This window comes from Bifidobacterium ruminantium DSM 6489, from assembly GCF_000770925.1.
GTDB lineage: Bacteria > Actinomycetota > Actinomycetes > Actinomycetales > Bifidobacteriaceae > Bifidobacterium > Bifidobacterium ruminantium.
This window is the reverse complement of sequence record NZ_JDTK01000006.1, coordinates 32,390-49,783: the sequence shown is the minus strand read 5'-3', so window position 1 is coordinate 49,783 and position 17,394 is coordinate 32,390. Positions and strand designations below refer to the sequence as shown.

At 61.2% G+C, this 17,394-nt stretch carries 14 protein-coding genes and 1 pseudogene; 6 read left to right on the top strand and 9 right to left on the bottom strand.

Going from position 1 to position 17,394, the window contains the following annotated elements; all coding sequences use genetic code 11:
- Window positions 1-20: 20 nt before the first annotated feature.
- From purB to OU26_RS04135, 5 genes are all read left to right on the top strand, one after another.
- Window positions 21-1,463 carry an adenylosuccinate lyase gene (gene purB, locus OU26_RS04155; protein WP_026646397.1) on the top strand — a complete coding sequence of 481 codons (1,443 nt, stop codon included), beginning with the start codon at window positions 21-23 and terminating at the stop codon, window positions 1,461-1,463.
- Window positions 1,464-1,530: 67 nt separating this feature from the next.
- Window positions 1,531-4,023: a lysylphosphatidylglycerol synthase transmembrane domain-containing protein gene (locus tag OU26_RS04150; protein ID WP_152571312.1), complete on the top strand. Its 2,493-nt coding sequence runs from the start codon at window positions 1,531-1,533 to the stop codon at window positions 4,021-4,023.
- A 155-nt stretch (window positions 4,024-4,178) separates the two neighbouring features.
- Window positions 4,179-4,460, top strand: coding sequence for an HU family DNA-binding protein (locus OU26_RS04145; RefSeq protein ID WP_003808664.1), 282 nt, complete (start codon window positions 4,179-4,181; stop codon window positions 4,458-4,460).
- Between the two features lie 147 nt (window positions 4,461-4,607).
- Window positions 4,608-4,964 carry a hypothetical protein gene (locus OU26_RS04140; protein ID WP_026646395.1) on the top strand — a complete coding sequence of 119 codons (357 nt, stop codon included), beginning with the start codon at window positions 4,608-4,610 and terminating at the stop codon, window positions 4,962-4,964.
- On the top strand, window positions 4,961-5,761 hold the full coding sequence (locus OU26_RS04135; RefSeq protein ID WP_026646394.1) for a beta/alpha barrel domain-containing protein: 801 nt from the start codon (window positions 4,961-4,963) through the stop codon (window positions 5,759-5,761). The genes OU26_RS04140 and OU26_RS04135 overlap by 4 nt, the downstream gene beginning before the upstream one ends.
- A 27-nt stretch (window positions 5,762-5,788) precedes the next feature.
- Here OU26_RS04135 and pafA read toward each other — a convergent pair whose 3' ends face one another.
- The 5 genes from pafA to arc all read right to left on the bottom strand — a co-directional run bounded on the left by pafA (window position 5,789) and on the right by arc (window position 11,698).
- Window positions 5,789-7,255, bottom strand: a complete 1,467-nt coding sequence (gene pafA / locus OU26_RS04130) for a Pup--protein ligase (protein ID WP_026646393.1) — start codon at window positions 7,253-7,255, stop codon at window positions 5,789-5,791.
- Window positions 7,255-7,446: a ubiquitin-like protein Pup gene (locus OU26_RS04125; protein ID WP_026646392.1), complete on the bottom strand. Its 192-nt coding sequence runs from the start codon at window positions 7,444-7,446 to the stop codon at window positions 7,255-7,257. The genes pafA and OU26_RS04125 overlap by 1 nt, the downstream gene beginning before the upstream one ends.
- 95 nt (window positions 7,447-7,541) lie before the next feature.
- Complete coding sequence (locus tag OU26_RS04120) at window positions 7,542-8,372, bottom strand: inositol monophosphatase family protein (RefSeq protein WP_026646391.1); 831 nt, start codon at window positions 8,370-8,372, stop codon at window positions 7,542-7,544.
- A 138-nt stretch (window positions 8,373-8,510) separates the two neighbouring features.
- The gene (dop, locus tag OU26_RS04115) at window positions 8,511-10,094 is read right to left on the bottom strand and encodes a depupylase/deamidase Dop (RefSeq protein ID WP_026646390.1); all 1,584 of its coding nucleotides are present in this window, start codon (window positions 10,092-10,094) and stop codon (window positions 8,511-8,513) included.
- A gap of 56 nt (window positions 10,095-10,150) precedes the next feature.
- Entirely contained in the window at window positions 10,151-11,698 is a 1,548-nt protein-coding gene (arc, locus tag OU26_RS04110; protein WP_051592926.1) for a proteasome ATPase, read from the bottom strand.
- 73 nt (window positions 11,699-11,771) lie between these two features.
- Between arc and serB the strand changes: the two genes are divergently transcribed.
- Window positions 11,772-12,446 carry a phosphoserine phosphatase SerB gene (serB, locus tag OU26_RS04105; RefSeq protein WP_026646388.1) on the top strand — a complete coding sequence of 225 codons (675 nt, stop codon included), beginning with the start codon at window positions 11,772-11,774 and terminating at the stop codon, window positions 12,444-12,446.
- Window positions 12,447-12,515: 69 nt separating this feature from the next.
- Here the strand turns inward: serB and fmt are convergent, their stop codons facing one another.
- The 4 genes and pseudogenes from fmt to OU26_RS09430 all read right to left on the bottom strand — a co-directional run.
- Window positions 12,516-13,478 (bottom strand): methionyl-tRNA formyltransferase, encoded by a 963-nt coding sequence (fmt, locus tag OU26_RS04100; protein ID WP_026646387.1) that lies wholly within the window; start codon window positions 13,476-13,478, stop codon window positions 12,516-12,518.
- 35 nt (window positions 13,479-13,513) lie between these two features.
- Window positions 13,514-14,224: an HAD family hydrolase gene (locus OU26_RS04095; RefSeq protein WP_026646386.1), complete on the bottom strand. Its 711-nt coding sequence runs from the start codon at window positions 14,222-14,224 to the stop codon at window positions 13,514-13,516.
- 65 nt (window positions 14,225-14,289) lie between these two features.
- On the bottom strand, window positions 14,290-16,515 hold the full coding sequence (locus OU26_RS04090; protein ID WP_026646385.1) for a primosomal protein N': 2,226 nt from the start codon (window positions 16,513-16,515) through the stop codon (window positions 14,290-14,292).
- Between the two features lie 41 nt (window positions 16,516-16,556).
- Window positions 16,557-17,339: pseudogene (locus tag OU26_RS09430) on the bottom strand (class I SAM-dependent methyltransferase); the annotation flags it as partial.
- Window positions 17,340-17,394: the final 55 nt, after the last annotated feature.

The window sequence follows — 17,394 nt, the reverse complement described above, 5'->3', positions numbered from 1 at the left end:
CTAAACGTATGCTGTTGTCTATGAAGCTTACTGACATTTCCCCCGCAATCGCACTGACCCCTCTTGACGGCCGCTACCACAAGCAGACCGCTCCCCTTGTCGAATACATGAGCGAACCGGCGTTGAACCGCGAGCGCATGCGCGTCGAAGTCGAGTGGATGATTCTGCTCGCCAATGGCTTCGATGGGAACGGCAACCAGACCATCGTTCCGGGCGTCAAGCCGCTTACCGATGAGGAGCAGGCTTATCTGCGTTCCATTCCGGAAGATTTCGGGGCGGAAGGCATCGCACGTCATGCCGAGTTCGAGGCCACGACCCACCATGATGTGAAGGCCGTGGAATACTACATCGATGAGCAGCTGGAGAAGGCCGCCGATGTGTTGGGGCACGACACCCAGTTGACCGGTCTGAAGACCCTTGTGCATTTCGCCTGCACGTCGGAGGATATCAACAACCTGTCCATCGCTCGCTGCGTGAAAAACGGCGTGGAGAACGTGTGGCTGCCCGCGGCGCAGGCCATCGTCGATCATCTGGCTGAGAAGGCTGACGCGTACCGCGACAAGGCCATGCTGTCACTGACCCATGGCCAGCCCGCCACGCCGACCACGTTGGGCAAGGAACTCGCGGTCTATGTGTACCGTCTGAACCGTCAGCTCAACAAAATCAAGGCGCAGGAGTATCTCGGCAAGATCAATGGCGCCACCGGCACGTTCGGCGCGCATCTGGCCGCTTGCCCCGACGTCGATTGGGTGGCCGTTTCCCGCGAGTTCGTCACCAATCGCATGGGATTGACCTGGAATCCGCTGACCACGCAGATCGAATCGCATGACTGGCAGGCCGAACTGTACGGCACCATCAGCCACACCAACCGTATTCTGCACAACCTGTGCGTGGATGTGTGGATGTATATCTCCCGCGGCGTGTTCGCGCAGGTGCCCGTCAAGGGCGCGACCGGCTCCTCCACCATGCCTCACAAGGTCAACCCGATCCGTTTCGAGAACGCCGAGGCCAACTTCGAAATCTCCTGCTCGCTGCTGGATACCCTGTCGGCGACATTGGTGGAATCCCGTTGGCAGCGCGATCTGACCGACTCCACCACGCAGCGCAACATCGGCTCCGCGCTGGGCTATTCGCTGCTGGCGCTGAATAACCTGATGGGTGGCCTGAACTCCATCCATCCGAACGACATCGCTATCCAAGCCGAACTCGATTCCAATTGGGAGGTGCTTGGCGAGCCGATTCAGACCGCCATGCGCGCCTGTGAGCTGGCCGGCCTGCCAGGCATGGACAAGCCGTACGAGAAGGTCAAGGAGCTTATGCGCGGCCATGAGATCTCCAAGGAGGACGTCGAGCGGTTCATCGATCAGCAGTCCTTCGACGAGACAACCGCGGCCCGTCTCAAGGCGCTGACTCCGGCCACGTACACGGGAGAGGCCAGCAGGTTGGTCGATTTCGATCGCTGAACGACGAAAGTCGTCGCATGATACGCCATTGACGCATGACGCCGATGGCGTATCATCGAAAGCGACGATGGGATGGCACCCCTCAAATGCATTTCGTCCACGCCTCTACGAAGCCAGGTCAACAGTGTCCAACGTCTCCCTGAACAGCAAACACGCCCCCCGTATCGATGACGCTCCGCCGAAACGAAACCGCGATTTCGCCGATCTGCTCCACGCGCTTCTCGCGTTGGTCATCGGCGTGGCAGTGATTCTGTTCTCCATCTATCTGCATGGCACCGCCTCAGGCGTGCAGTCCGACGTGCGTTCCGCCGGACACGCCGTCAGCTGGCTTATGGACGTGCCGACGTCGCTGCTGCAGCAGCTCGCCATCGTCTTCATCACCGTCAGCGTGCTCATCCAACTGCTCGTGGCTAGGGAATGGCTGCAGAGCGTGATCTCCATACTCGCACTGATTCTTGGCTTCGCCACGATATGGGGCGTATCGGCGCTCATCAGCGGCTCAGGGAACGTCACACTAATCTGGGCGTTGTTGTCCAACGGCACGGATGTAGGCATCGGACTGCTGCCCGACTTCTATGCGGCAATGGCCGCGTTCCTGACGGTCGCGGGACCCCGCCGCACCCGCTCAGGCGCCAAATGGGGATGGAACATCCTGTACACGGTCACAGTGCTGTTCGTGGTGTTGTCATGGAATTCGCTGTCCGGCGTATTGGTGTCCTTCGCCGTGGGACGCACGCTGGGAATGCTGATTCGTTTCATGCTCGGCACCCAGACCAACGGCGCATGGGGCAACCAAGTGGTTCAGGCGCTGCGTGCCATCGGAATCGATGTCGTCTCTCTGTCCCGTCGCTATAGCAACGGCGTCGAATCGGGCGTACTGAAGACAACGCTCGACGACGATCTGACCGAGAATTCACGCATCTACGACGCAAGCGACTCCAACGGCATCCAGTACACCGTCTCCGTGCTCGACAATCAGGCGCACACGCCCGGTTATCTCAACCAGCTCTGGCAATGGGTCAGGCTCACCGGGGTCTCCATGCGCCGCGATCGTTCCTCGTTCGACACCATCCACCACCATTACGCCATGATTCTCGGTTTGGCGAACGCCGGGCTGCCCACGCCGACCGTCTATGGCGTCAGCGACACCGCGGAATCGTCCATCCTTGTGTTCCAGCGTGAAAACATGCCATTGGAATGCAATCCGAACACCATGTCCGACCATGACATGGAAATGTTCATGACATATCTTTCCAAAGCCCATCGTCACGGCTTCACCCACAGGCGCATCACTCCCGAGACGCTGTCCCGCTTGGATGACGGCCAACCAGTGATCGCCGGTTGGCAGAATGGCGATTACGGCAGCGCACCCCCGAATTACGCGCTGGACAAGGTGCAGTTGCTGGTTCTGCTCAGCGCATTGAACGGCATCGACCGTGCGATTGCCTGCGCACGCAGGACTTGGGGAGACGATCAATTGATTGACTTGGCTCCGTTCATACAGAAGGCCGCGGTTCCCGCGGCAACACGGGCTTTGCCCACCTGCGACAAGCGCATGCTCAACAGCCTCCGCTCGCGGATCGCAGCTCTCGCTCCGCAGGAAGTCGCCGATTCCATGGAAAAGGTCTCGCTGTCCCGCTTCAGTCTCCGATCTTTCGGCGCGATCGCGTTGCTGGTCATCGCCGTCTATGTGGTGTTCACGCAAATCCAGCCGGCCGAGATGATCAAGGCGGTCAGGGAGGCCAATATTCCTATGGCCGTGATATGCGTGCTTTTCGGACTTGTGGCCTGGCTTGGCTCCGCCATGACATTGGGCGGTTTCATGGATCCCGACAAACGCAATCTGGTCGGTCTGTACTGTTCCCAAATGGCTTCAGGTTTCACCGCGGTCTCCATGCCGGCTGGTGTGGGTCCCGCGTTTGTCAATCTACAGTTCCTGCGTAAAAGCGGCTACCGCAGCACCACCGCCACCGCCATTATGAGCGCCGTGTGGGCGGTGCAGGGCGGCACTACCGTCATATTGCTACTGACGATCGGCATCTTCACCGGACGCAACACGTTGTCCGGCATGATTCCCACCAATACGTTGGTTCTGGCGATCGCCATCGTCGCATTGGCGCTTTCCGCAGCCATGGCCATTCCTCCAATACGGCATATGGTCACGGAGAAATACCTGCCCCTTGCCAAGTCGTATGCGCGCAGCCTCATCAACATACTGTCCCGTCCGAAGGAACTGGCCTTCGGCATAGCGGGTGCGCTGGTGCTCAATATCGCCACGGGATTGGGCTTCTGGATGGCACTGATGGCCTTCGGATGCCATACCAATCCGGTGGAGACCACGTTCATCTTCCTGCTGGCCAACACACTTGGATCGGCAGTGCCGACGCCGGGCGGCCTTGGCGCGGTCGAGGCGGCGCTTTCGGTGGCCTTCACCGCCGTAGGCATCCCCTCCACCATCGCCGTCTCCGCTACTCTCGTCTATCGAATCGCCTTCTACTGGCTGCGAATTCCGATGGGCGCGCTGGCCATGAAATGGCTTGACAGGCACAATTTGATCTGACCAATACCCCCGTCAACACGATTTCTACCCCTAGAACAGGATCAATGTGCCCCAAACCCTTGGAAAATGGCATTTTTGGCGCAACCGTGCGCTATCATTACAGTGAACGTGGATGTTCATAAGCGGAATATCCCCTGACTCAAGAAGGATGCTTTATGGCATACAACAAGTCTGATCTCGTCTCGAAGATTGCTCAGAAGTCCAACCTGACCAAGGCTCAGGCTGAAGCGGCAGTGAACGCTTTCCAGGACGTGTTCGTCGAGGCAATGCAGTCCGGCGAAGGCCTGAAGCTGACCGGTCTGTTCTCCGCTGAGCGCGTTAAGCGTGCGGCTCGTACCGGCCGCAACCCGCGCACCGGCGAGACCATCGAGATTCCGGCAACCTACGGTGTCCGTATTTCCGCCGGCTCCCTGCTGAAGAAGGCTGTCACCAAGTAGTCGCCGAACCCACACAGATCCAATGGGAAACCCCAGCCACGGATGGTTGGGGTTTTCCATTGCCCACTGGAGCTTCCGCAATCCAATCCCTTTTCATACCGTGCGCTATGATATTGGACAGCATGACTAGATAGACGGGGGATTGCCATGGTCGACCAACGGAAGCGCATCATAGACGAAATCCACAAACTCAATATCCTGCTCCTTCATACCAAACTCAAGGCCACGCGTGCCCAAACCGTCTCAAGGGCGACCACACGCGTGAGGAACGTCGAGGCAGCCCGACGTGGAGCACCGCTCCAGCAGATGCCGAAGGTGCATGACGCAAACATCCATATGCTCGACTGCCTGGATGAGAAAGAGCTTTCCACCCTCAGCGAACTGTTGCAGCGTATCATCGACAACACCGATACCAAAGTTCTGGATGAGGAAATCACCGAACGCCGCAAAGCCATTCATGAATTCCTCATGCTGAACCATACGGACACGGAGGTGCGGGAATGAGTGCCGAACAGAAAACCGATGCCAATGCGGACGATCCGGATCTCATCCGCCTCAACAAGCGTTCGCTGTTCACTCCGAGCTCGTCGATCGCGGTGGAGCAGCATTCGTCTGTGCCGCACGTGTCACGTAGCACCTACGGCACCGCCAGGGTCGAGGGAAGACTCACATCCCCCAACGCCAGAGTTCCGGAGATCATAACCCAGCGTTGCGGCGGCATCACCGTCAAAGGGCATACGCTCAAATCGTTCGCTTACACCACCGATGCGGTCATCATCCGCAATACCAATGCCAATGCCATACTCGCGGTGTATCCGTTCACCGGAGAGCCAGTGATCACTCAGGCGTTGCTCACCGTGGCGCAGATGCCGTTGTTCGTTGGCGTGGGCGGCGGCACGACAACCGGTCCGCGCGTGGCGGAACTGGCCATGGTGGCCGAGATGCAGGGCGCGGCCGGCGTGGTCATCAACGCCCCGGCTCCGTCGGAAACCATCGAGACAACCATGTCGATGGTGGATATTCCCGTCATCGCCACCGTTACCGAGGATGATGAAATCACCGAATGCAAGATCCTTGCCGGCGCGGCCATCATCAACGTGGCAGCGGGCGCAAGAACCGCGCAAGTCGTGGCCAGCATCCGCGCACATCATCCCGAAATTCCGATTCTGGCATCCGGCGGCGGACGCGAGGACAGCATCCTCGCCACCATCGAGGCAGGTGCCGACGCCATCACCTGGACGCCGCCAAGTGCACAGCAACTGCAATCGCAAATGATGGCCAAGTACAGGGGTGAAGCCTGACATCCAAGCCAGGCACGACGCAGACCCCTACTCCATGGCCTCCAGCATCGCGCGGAACTGATCGGATGGACTAGCGTCGAACGGGTCAATCAGCGTCATCTCCATCCGTTCCGGCGCGGTCAGCGACAACCGAGTCCAATCGCAGGAATACCGCGCGTCCCGCGATTCGGCCAGCTGGATGAACCGTCCACGCAACGCGGCCCGGGTATCGGCGGGAGGCATCGAGCGAGCTTCCCGCGCACGCTCCTCATCCACCAGCTGTCGCATGGCGCCACGACGGCACAACGAGACATACAGCGTTCCGTTGGCGACATCATGGTAATCCATGTCCAGCTGCTCCAGCTTGTCTCGGGAAATCCCGTCGGCGCCGCGTCTGCGAAGCGCCTCGAACAGACGCCGCTTGCACATCCAATCAATCCGGTCGGCAAACATCGCGCTCGTCCCGGAACGGAATGCCTGCACAACATCCCTCCATTGCCTAATCACTTCGCGCACATCCGTACGGGGCAACGAGGCCACCACCTGCGGATGTTTCTCGACGAAGCGTTCCACCGCTTCGAGATAACGCTCCTGAACCGCCACTGCGCCACCATGCAATACGGTGCCATCAGCCATATCAAAGGAGGCATTCACACCCGACAGGTCACGGCTGACCGCATGGTTGGCCGCGCTGGCGTCGGCGAAGGCGAAACGCCCGAACCCGGATTCACGATCCTCCCTACCGGCCTGTTCGATGACGCACAGCACCAGATGCGTGGTGGCGAGCTTCATCATCGTGGCCCACTGGGAGCGATTCGAATCACCGATAATCACATGCAGTCGCCGGAACGCGTCCGGATCGGCGTGCGGCTCGTCACGCGTGTTGACCATCGGACGCGAACGGGTGGTGGCGGAGGAGACGGCCTCGTCAAGAAAATCAGCTCGCTGCGTGATCTGGAATCCGCTCTCCCCCATGCGCCCGGCGCCGGTGAACAGCTGACGGGTGATCAGAAACGGCAGAAGCTCATGCTCTATCGTCTGCAATGGCACAAACCTGCGTACCAGATAGTTCTCGTGGCATCCGAAGGAATGTCCGGCAGAATCCACGTTGTTCTTGAACACGTGAATCGTGGATCCGGCGCCATGTGTGGCACGGAGCCTGCGCTGCGCGCCCAAGGCAAGGTCGTGCATCACCTGTTCTCCGGCAACGTCCAGTGCCAAGGCGTCCATGGGGTCACAGGCTTCCGCGGTCGCGTATTCGGGATGCGAGCCGACATCGAGATACAGCCGTGAACCGTTCTCGATATACGTGTTGGTCGATCTCGCCTTGGCAACGATGGGCTGGAACATCATCATCGCCGTCTGGCTGGCATCGCATGCCCGATCCGCACCGGTCACACTGACGCCGTATTCGGTTTCAACGCCGAAGATACGGGCGAAGGAACGAACCTCGTTCAGAGTCCGTCCGCCTAACGGGGTCGTGGAATGATTACCGCTGTCCCGCAGTTGCGGCATCACTCGCCGCCTTTCTGCACGAAGCTGCCCACGTACTCCTCAGCATTGGATTCAAGCACTGATTCGATGTCGTCCAGCACCGCGTCCAACGCATCGACCGTTCCATCGATCTGGGCGCCGGTCCGCACTGCGGCCTCGTCCTCGTTCCTGTCTTGTTCGACGGATTGCTGCTGCTTGAACTCCTGAGGCATGACCCTTCCTTCCTCCGAGGGAATCCCCATGGGATCCCGTAGCGGATATGATACCGCCCCACACCTTATCCCAGATGCGGGGCGAACAACCGTTCCTATGCCAAATATCGGCGAAGATCCTCCGTGATCAGACCGTTGGTGGCAAGCACATCGTTTTCCTGACGCCAATGGACCAAATCGCCATTCCACCGACTCAAATGCCCCTGCGCCTCCCAGACCACGACGGCGCCAGCGGAGACCGCGGGCACATCCCATTTGTGCAGATGCGGCTCGAAATACGCATCATACGTGCCATCCGCCACCTTGCACAGATCCAGCGAGGCCGGACCGACGCGCTTGATATCAGCCGGACGCCCGGCTATGCGCGCCACCACATCGAGCGCGCGTTTGGATTCCTCAGGCACATGGGACATACCGAAGCTCACCACCGCGTAGTCGAGCGATTTAGTGGTGGACGGCATGATCTTCTCACGCTTGTCGCCGAGCTGCGTCCTGCGGATACGGATGGCACCCGCCCCGCGAACCGCCAGATACGTCAGGCCCAGAGCCGGCGCATGCACCACCGAAAGAATGGGCTGGGCGGAGCACTGGTCATTGAATTCGAACAGCGAAACGGTGATCGTCCATTCCGGCATGCTGCGCACGAAATTGATCGCACCGTCGATGCCGCCTACGCACCAGTAGCGTTCGCCCGGATGGCACTCATCGGGACGGAACTGCCAGAATCCATCGAACACATCCACGTAGGTGATGCGGTTGCTGATGAACTGCGACAGCCGCTTGTCGATGTCGGATGTGAAATGCAGATGGTCGCCCGTCATTTCAAAGCTTTTCAGATCACGCGGATTCATCTGGTCATTCAACGCATGCTTGCCTGCATCCTGCAGGATACGGGCCACTTCGAGGGCCACTTGCCTCAATTCCATGTACTATGCCTTTTCGTTTCCTCATAACCGGCGCCGACGCACCTCTCCCTCACACGCCCCGCCGTTTTGCTTCATTCATACGTGGACAGAGCCGTAACCGCTGTCCTTGTCGGCAATGGTACCCGCACAACATGAGATTCAACGCAACGATTCCACGATCCCGTTCGCGTCGTGGACACGCTCACATATCCCGGAACATTGGGCTTCCGTGTATTTCAACGGATCGGACATGTCCAACGAGGCCATCGAATTCTCCACGGTTTCATCACCGGAGGACACGCCGCGCACCGTGATATGGGACCATGACGCGGCCACGACCTGCTCCGGGAAACGACGCACCATTTCCGCACGCAGCCATGCCCGGGTGTCCTTCGGCGATTCGACGGCGGCCGACGCGACCTGATCATCCGTCATCAACCGTTCCGTCTGTCCGGCAAGTCTGGAGAAAACAGAATCCGACGGGTCAAGCGCGGCCCATTTCAGGTCGATGGCCGTCAAACGCCTGTCCGACCAATCCGCACCGGTTTTACGACGCATCTTCTCCAGCAGTTGCCACTTGAGCAGCCACTCGAGACGCGACGCCTGTCCGCGCATCGTAAGCCGTTCGTCGTCATCCGCGTGACGGACCGCCGCGACGTCGGCGAGCGCCTGACCCCACATCGCCATGATGTTGCGGGTGGAACGGTCGGGCCATGCGGGCTCGCCGGAGACGTCGGTGCCATACACCACCGATGCGGCCGCGTATACCAGCCCGCGCAAGGTGACCTGCATCTGCCATGCCGTGGTGTCTCCGCCATCCTGCAGAGGCAGTCCGGCGGACAGCGTCAGATCATGGGAGACCGTATGCATGGCCTCCACCGGATCGGAGAGCGTGAGCGGCCGCAAGACCTCGTCCAGGTCGATTCCCGCCGTGTCGGCATGTTCGAGCAGCCACAGCAGCATGCTGGTGGTGCCGAGTTTAAGCGCCTGCGGCACATCCATGCGATTGGCGTCGCCGACGATCACATGCAGTCTGCGGTATTTTTCGGTGCTGTGCGATTCGTCCCTCGTGTTGATGATCGGTCGGTCGAACGTGGTCTGCAGGCCGATTTTCATATGGAAATAGTCGGCGCGCTGGCTCAGCTGGTATCCCGCGTCCTCGCTGCGTTCGCCGATGCCAACACGCCCTGAGCCGGTGAAAATCTGCCGGGAGACGAAATGGGCCGTCATGAGCCGAGCCACCAGATCGAACGGCACGGAACGCAACATCATGTAGTTTTCGTGCGTGCCCCAGCTGGCGCCTTTCCCATCGACGTTGTTGCGATGCAGCACGATTCTTTGTCCCGTCACCTCGCTCGCCTTATCGGCGGCGGCTCGCATGATGATGTCTCCCGCATGGTCGTACCGCACCGCCTCAAAAGGATCCGTGGTTTCCGGCGCGGAGTATTCGGGATGCGCGTGGTCGACGTAAACACGACCGCCATTGGGCGCGATCACATTGGTGATGTTGAGCTGCGGGGCGTCGGTAAGCAGATCGGGATGGGCCGCGGCGCGGCTCAGCCTAGTGCCGCGAGCATCGTTAACGGGATCCTCCTGCCGGTAATCCCAACGGATATGGCTGCGCTTCTCATCAGCGGCGGCGCCGACCACATCGAATGAGAGCCGTACCGGATTGTAATGTCCCAGCCCCGGTGCGGAGACCGCGTACTCCGTCTCCGTGCCCATGACTCTGCGAACGCTCATCGCGTGTCGTTCCTTTCCCTGTTCGGATCCTCGTTCCGTTTCGACATCATCCGCGCTCATGCCACCGGCCTGATGCCGGTCACCCGTCCAGCGTCCAGTCCATTGATGCGGCTCCACTGTTCCGGATCGGCGTCCAGAAGCGCGTCCCGGGTCTCGCAGTATTCCTCATCCACGGCCTTGGCCAGCAGATTGATGCCGATGGCCGCAGCCTGGCCGGTGGTGATGGACAGCTTCACCGCATAGGTCTTGGCACGATCCACGATGTTCTTGAGCACCGCTCCGGACACCACATCAGCAAGGTACACGGGACGCCACTGCCCATGGTCGTCGCAGATGTCGCACAGGTGACGATGCTCGTCCTGCGCGTAGATGTCATTGACCAGCACGCCAATCAGCGCCTTCGCGTCCACATTCGCGGACAACGGCAGCTTGTCGGTCAGATAGTGGCGGATAATCTGGGTCGCCTGCTGGGCGCCCGGACGGTCCACACGAATCTTCACATCGAGCCGTCCCGGACGCAGCACCGCCGGATCAATCATGTCGATGCGGTTGGAGGCGCCGATCACCATGACGTTGTCCAACGACTCCACACCGTCCAGTTCGGTCAGGAACTGCGGAACTATGGTGGTCTCCACGTCGGATGAGACACCCGTCCCCCTGGTGCGCAGCAGCGAATCCATCTCGTCGATGAACACGATGACCGGTCTGCCGTCCGCGGCGCGTTCGCGCGCGCGTTTGAAGATCATGCGGATGAGTCGTTCTGATTCGCCCACGAATTTGTTGAGCAGCTCCGGCCCCTTGACCGACAGGAACACTCCACGTCCGGCTTCGGTGCCTTCGGCGAGCGCGTTCGCCACGGCTTTGGCGATCAGCGTCTTGCCGTTTCCCGGAGGACCGTACAGCAGCACGCCTTTCGGCGGTTTCAGATCGTAGCGTTCGAACAGCTCCCTATGCTGGAAAGGCATCTGCACCGCGTCGCGGATGCGTTCGATCTGCTCGTCCAATCCGCCGATGTCGGCGAAGGTGACGTCCGGCACCTCTTCCAGCACCAGATCGCCGTCGTTTTCGGGAGGCACTAGCGAAAGCGCAAACCGCATGGAGGGATCGACGTTCACCCGATCGCCCACATTCACGGTTTCCCCGACAAGCGTTCCGACGACGCGGACCAGCGTCGCGTTACCGCCGCCGTCCGCGACCAGCAGACGGCCGTCGTCGAACGTCTGCCGCACCGTTCGCACCGCCCCCAACGTATCGGTGTCGAGCTGGGACACCACGACCATGTTCTCGTTGAGCAGCACCGTACGTCCCGGCTCAAGTCTGGAAGCCTGCAGGTTCGCCGCTACCGGCACGATCAGACGACGTGTGCCGGCGGCTATTTCGGCGCTGGCATGCTGCACGCCCTGCTCGTCGGTTTTGGCCGAACGCACCCGAACCATGGTCGCGAAGGTCATGGGAGGCCCGGCCAACTGGTTCAACTGGGCCTTGGCCTTCGCCAGCTCCTGCGTGGCCCGGCTCAGCGCCTTGGCCAGGGCATGGTTCTTGGCCATGAGCTGGTCGTTGTCCCGTCCCAAAGACGCGAGCGTCTCCTCGTCATGATCGTTCATGTCGACCTCGCTTTCCAACACGTTCACCCCTCAAGAATACCCATTGTCCTAATGATTTCCGACAATCGGAACCATGCTTGAACAAGAAACGCCGAACATCGCGTCCATGCCCACACTGTCATCTCCGGGACTGCTGGTGATGGACGTGGATTCCACTCTGATCGACGAGGAGGTCATCGACGAACTCGGCGCGGCCGCGGGTGTCGGAGAGCAGATCGCGTCCGTCACCGCGCGTGCCATGAACGGCGAACTTGATTTCCGCGAGGCGTTGCGCGCGCGGGTTGAGCTTCTGGAGGGACTTCCGACCTCGATTTTCGACGAGGTGTACCGTCGCGTGCATTTCACGCATGGCGCGCTCGACCTGATCGACGCGTTGCACGGACACGGCTGGAAGGTCGGCGTGGTCTCAGGCGGATTCCATGAGGTGGTGGATCGTCTCGCCGCCGACGCGAAGCTGGATTATTGGATCGCGAACCGTCTGGAGGCCGTCGACGGCAAGCTCACCGGAAGGGTGCGAGGCGACATCGTCACGAAGGACGCGAAGCTGGAATCGTTGCGCACATGGGCCGCACAGATGGGCATCGACATGGCGCAGACCGTCGCCGTGGGCGATGGCGCGAACGATCTTCCGATGATCCATGCGGCCGGTCTTGGCGTGGCGTTCTGTGCGAAGCCGAAGGTCCGGGCAGAGGCACCTAACCGGCTCGACGAACGTGACCTGACGAAGATCCTCGATTTCCTCAGATAACGGCGCATTCCACGGATGGGACGCCGCACGTCGGTTGGCTTGTCTTGACACCATCCGACGCTGCCGGCATCACTTGCAGAAAGCGTTGTCGAGATGCGCTCCACGCGCCCAATCTGCGGCGCGCATGGCCTTCTTGCCCTGCGCTTTGACCTCCAGGAGTTCGAGCGGTTCGGTCGATGTGCCGACCCACACGTTCCTCTTGCCCGCCACCACATGCCCGGGCTCAAGCGATTCCGGCACATTCCGGTCGGACGTGTCGGCTATGCGGGCGCGCAACACATGCAGCGTGGATGGTTCGGCGTCCGCGTTGGCGTGAAGCTCGCACCACGCCCCCGGATTCGGCGTGCATGCCCTGATCTGGCGATCGGCCGCGAAGGCCGGCGTGTCGAATCTGATATGCGCGTCGTCCACGGTGATCTTCCTTGCGATCTCATACGCACCGGCAGGCTGCTCCACCGGCACGATCTGATCGTCGGCCAGCGCCTGCAACGAGGCGGCCAGCAAATGCGAGCCATCCTCGGCCAGACGTCCCAGAAGTTCGCCCGCGGTCTCGTGCGCGCCGATTTCCACGGTGGATTGAGACAGAATAGGACCTGCGTCCATGGCCCGGACGATGCGGAACACCGTGGCCCCGGTCACCTTCTCCCCCGCCCATATGGAGCGTTGCACCGGCGCCGCGCCACGCCATTGCGGCAGCAGGGAGAAATGCAGGTTGTACCATCCCATCGGCAAGGCGTCGAGCACATCCTGTTTCAGAATCCTGCCATAGGCCACCACGGCCGCGGCCTGCGCGCCTGTGGCCGCGAGTTCGGCGACGAACGTTTCCTCGCCCGGATCGGATTCGATGACCGGCAGGCCGAGTTCGATGGCGGCGCGCTTGACCGGATTGGCCACCAGTCTGCGGCCGCGCCCCGTCGGAGCGTCCGGCCGGGTGAGCACGGCGACCACCTCGAAATGCTCGGTATCTTGGGCCAGCAGCCTCAACGATGGCACCGCCACATCCGGCGTGCCGGCAAACAGCACTTTCAGCATGAAACGAACCTCCTAATCCTCATATTCCCGAGTTCTCAGACCTCCCGTACCGCGGGGATGTCCACTCCGGCATCAATCAACAGCGCGCGCAACGCACGCGAATTCTTGAATCGCACTCCTCGTATCCCGGCCTTGTTCGCGCCGACGATGTTCATCGCCTTGTCGTCCACGAACAACGCGCCCGAAGCGTCGATGCCGAACTGTCTCAGCGCGTAATCGTAGATATCCCGGTGCGGTTTGCGCAGTCCCACGTATCCCGACACCACACGATCCTCGAGACTGCGCAGGATATCGTAACGCTCCAGCGCCACCGGGAACAGGTCCTTCTGCCAGTTGCTCAGACCCCACACGTGGATGCCCGCAGCCTTCAGATCGTTGATGAGCACGCGGGCGCCCGGCACCACGCCTGTCAGCGAATCGACGAAATTGTCGAGATAGTACTGCATCATATCGGCCCACTTGTCCCCGTAGCGTTCCCGCATCAATGCAACGCCCTCATCATTGGACATGCCTGCGTCCAACTCGTCGTTGATGTCGTAGAAACCGGAGATGTCGTTATCGAGGAACCGATCGATCAGCTCGTCCGAATACCGAGGAGTCATCACCGCCCTCGGATCCCAGTAGACAAGCACATTGCCGAAATCGAAAATCACATCGGTGATCGGCCTGCCCGCATTCCGCGCGGCGTCGCCGTCAGCCACCAGCACATCGTATTCCATTTCCGGTTCGCCGGGCCAGCCTTTCATGCGTTCCTCCATTCCTGCCGTCGTCCGTATCAGACCGTTCCAGTGTTCCATGCCGAGGGGACGTGTCAGATGCGTTCCTTCGGATCCATCTGGAAACGGAGCTCCCCCGGTTCGCGCGACGCCATATGCCGGGCGCTTGCGGAGCGCAGTCTCGAAGCGAGTTCCCCACGCCTGCCCTGCGGCACGCGCACGATGGCCTTGACCCTGTCCGCGGTCACCTCCAGCTCGCGCATGTCGATGGTGCGCGGCTGGGGAATCGGCACGGGCCCCAATACGGATGGCATCGTGCCGGCGACGGTGTCGATGGAGGCCATGTCGCCGTCCGCCAAGGCACCAATACGTCGCAATGTCGTTGTGACCGCATCGCGCCGCCCCCATACGCATGCGGCGGCGAATATCGGAGGCAAGCCGGTCTGGGTACGGTCCTCCAATTCGGCTTGGGCCAGCATCGGCGAATTCCACAGCATCAGCGATTGCGCGAGTACCGGATCGCTCTCGCCGATCAGCAAAGCCTGCCCTCCACGGGTCCGCGGCGCGCACAGCGACACCGCGCGCATCCAGCCGGTCAACGTATCCACGTCGGCGTCGATGCCGGACGCATACAGGCTCGTCCACGCGTCGAGAATGGCCACCGCGCGGTATTCGCATTGCGCGGGCGTGACTCCGCGTACACGTGGCTCCGCGCCGGGCGTGGCGATGACCAATTGCGGGACGAATCCTACATCGGGCACGATGCCTCTTGGCTGGTTCGGCGTGGACAGCACCATGGGAACGCCGCGGAACAGCCCGGCCAGCTCCGCCGCCGTGCCCGCGGCCCCGACTCTGACCACGCGCATGCGCTCGTTATGGCATGCGGGGCATGACCAGCGCACGGTGGCCGCGCCACACCAACGGCAGCGAATCGTCCCGTCGTTCAATCGTTCCAAGGGCCCCGTGCAGCGCGCACATCGCGCCTGCCGATGGCATTTTGAACAGCTCAACGCCTCCGAAATACCATCCTGCGGTATGGACAGCAGCACCGGACCGGTCTGCAAGGCCTTGGACAGTATCCGGACCGCGGTATGCGGCACGCGGGCGCCGATGGTCGGGTCGGCGATCCTCGCCAACTCCTCACGGTTGAGCCAGCGGATCCACGGAGACATCTCCTTGGTCGCGGCCGGCAACGCGTGTATGGGCGTGCTGAAGCCGCTCACCTGCGTGTCACCGACGTGCGTCGAATCAGTTTCCCACTGGCTTTGCGCACTGCGGGCATTGGCCATGGCCACAAACACGCCGTCATGCGATTGCGCACGCAGACGAAGCACTCCGCGCGCGTTGGCGTACGGCATCATGCCGTCTGCGTCCTGATAGCACACGTCGTCCAAGATGAGGAACAACGCGTTACCTTCCACTGGCGCGTACATGGCGGCACGCGTGCCGAGCACGCAACGCACCTGTCCTCCTCCTACCGCGAGATACGCCCGGTATCGTTCCGCGGGCGCCATCTGTGCGTTGAGTATGGCGAAATCGCCATCGTAGCGGCCGTTCGACGCCTGTGTCGGAGTGAATGGACGCAAACCGACCGACCGCAACGTCTCCACCATATCGGCGATTTCACGCATGGTCGGCAGAACCAGCACCGCCGGCCTGTCCTGGGCGAGCGCCGCGACCACCATCCATGCCGCGCAACGACGCCAATGGTCGGCGCCGGGCAGAGGATCGAAGACGAATGACTGGAAGCGTCTGCCCTGCAACGCATCGCGCAGCATGTTGATGTTGCCGTACTGCCGTTGCAGCTGGCCGTACGCCTCCTCTTCCACGGCGGCGAGACGTTCCGTTTCCGCAGCGGATTTCCCGCGCTTGCCTATGCGCACCTCCGCTTCGACCTTCGCTATGCGCGGAGGCACAGCCAAACGCAGAATGTTGGCCCGAGTACCTCCGAACGCGTCCGCGATGCGCGTTATGTCGTCGCGCATCGACCGGGGGACGATCACGCGGTCGGACAGCACGCGCTCGATGTATCGCATCGATGATTCCGGCGTCGCGCTGGCATCGACGCGATTCCAGACGATGCCGTTAACGCGTTGTCCGCCGAAACGCACACGCACCATCGCTCCGGGCCGCGCGCCCTCGGAGTGTTTCTCCTCGACGAAATAGTCGAAGGTCTGTCCCAGATGCGTGGCCTGGATATCCAGAACCACTTGGGCGATGGGATGCTCGGACGCCGGCTTTTTGGCAACGGGCTTGCGCTTGCGCCGTTTGCGCGGAGCAAGTCCGTCCAACGCCAGCTGCTCAGCATCCTCATATGTCATGATTCCAAGATTAACGCATCACGCCATTCGTCGCGCCGGCATCAGTGCAGAGGCCACCACGGGCGCAGCGGATAGTTGTCGGTGCCGTCGCGATTCGGCTTGATGCACAGATACTGGTGGATCTGGATGTTGTTCATCTCGAAGTTGTAGGCGCATCCGGCCATATACAGGCCCCACAGGCGTGCCTTGGGCTCGCCGACCATCTTCACGGCCTCGTCCAGTGTGCCACCAGGTTCTCATTCCAATGGTGCAGGGTGAGCGCGTAATGCTGGCGCAGGTTCTCCTCATGGATGACCTCGAAACCGGCGTCATGCACCTTCAGTTCGATCTCACCCGGGGGAGGCGAGCTGGCCGTCAGGGAAGATGTACCGGTCGATGAACGGACCGGCGGACTTGCCAGCATACGAGCAGGTGCGGGTGATCTGGTGGTTGAGCAGCATGGCGCCCGGCTTGAGCTTGTCGTAGATCTCCTTGAAGTAGGCCGGGTAATGCTTGACGCCGACGTGCTCCATCATGCCGAGCGAGCAGATGCCGTCGAAATCGCCTTCGGGAACATCGCGGTAATCCATCAGACGGATCTCGGCCAGATCCTCCAGTCCCTCGCGTCTGATCCACTCCTGTCCCCACTTGACCTATTCCTCGGCCAGGGTGACGCCCAGCACATGGATGCCGCGCTTGGCGGCCTCGATCTCCATGGAGCCCCAGCCGCAGCCGATGTCGAGCAGACGGTCGCCGGGCTTGAGATTGAGCTTGTCGAGCACGAGGCCGAGCTTGGCCTTCTGCGCGTCCTCCAACGTGGTCTCCGGGCTTGATGAACAGCCGCACCATATCGGCGACTTTCATTCGCATATTGCCTCCTTAACGGTCACAATGCGCCTA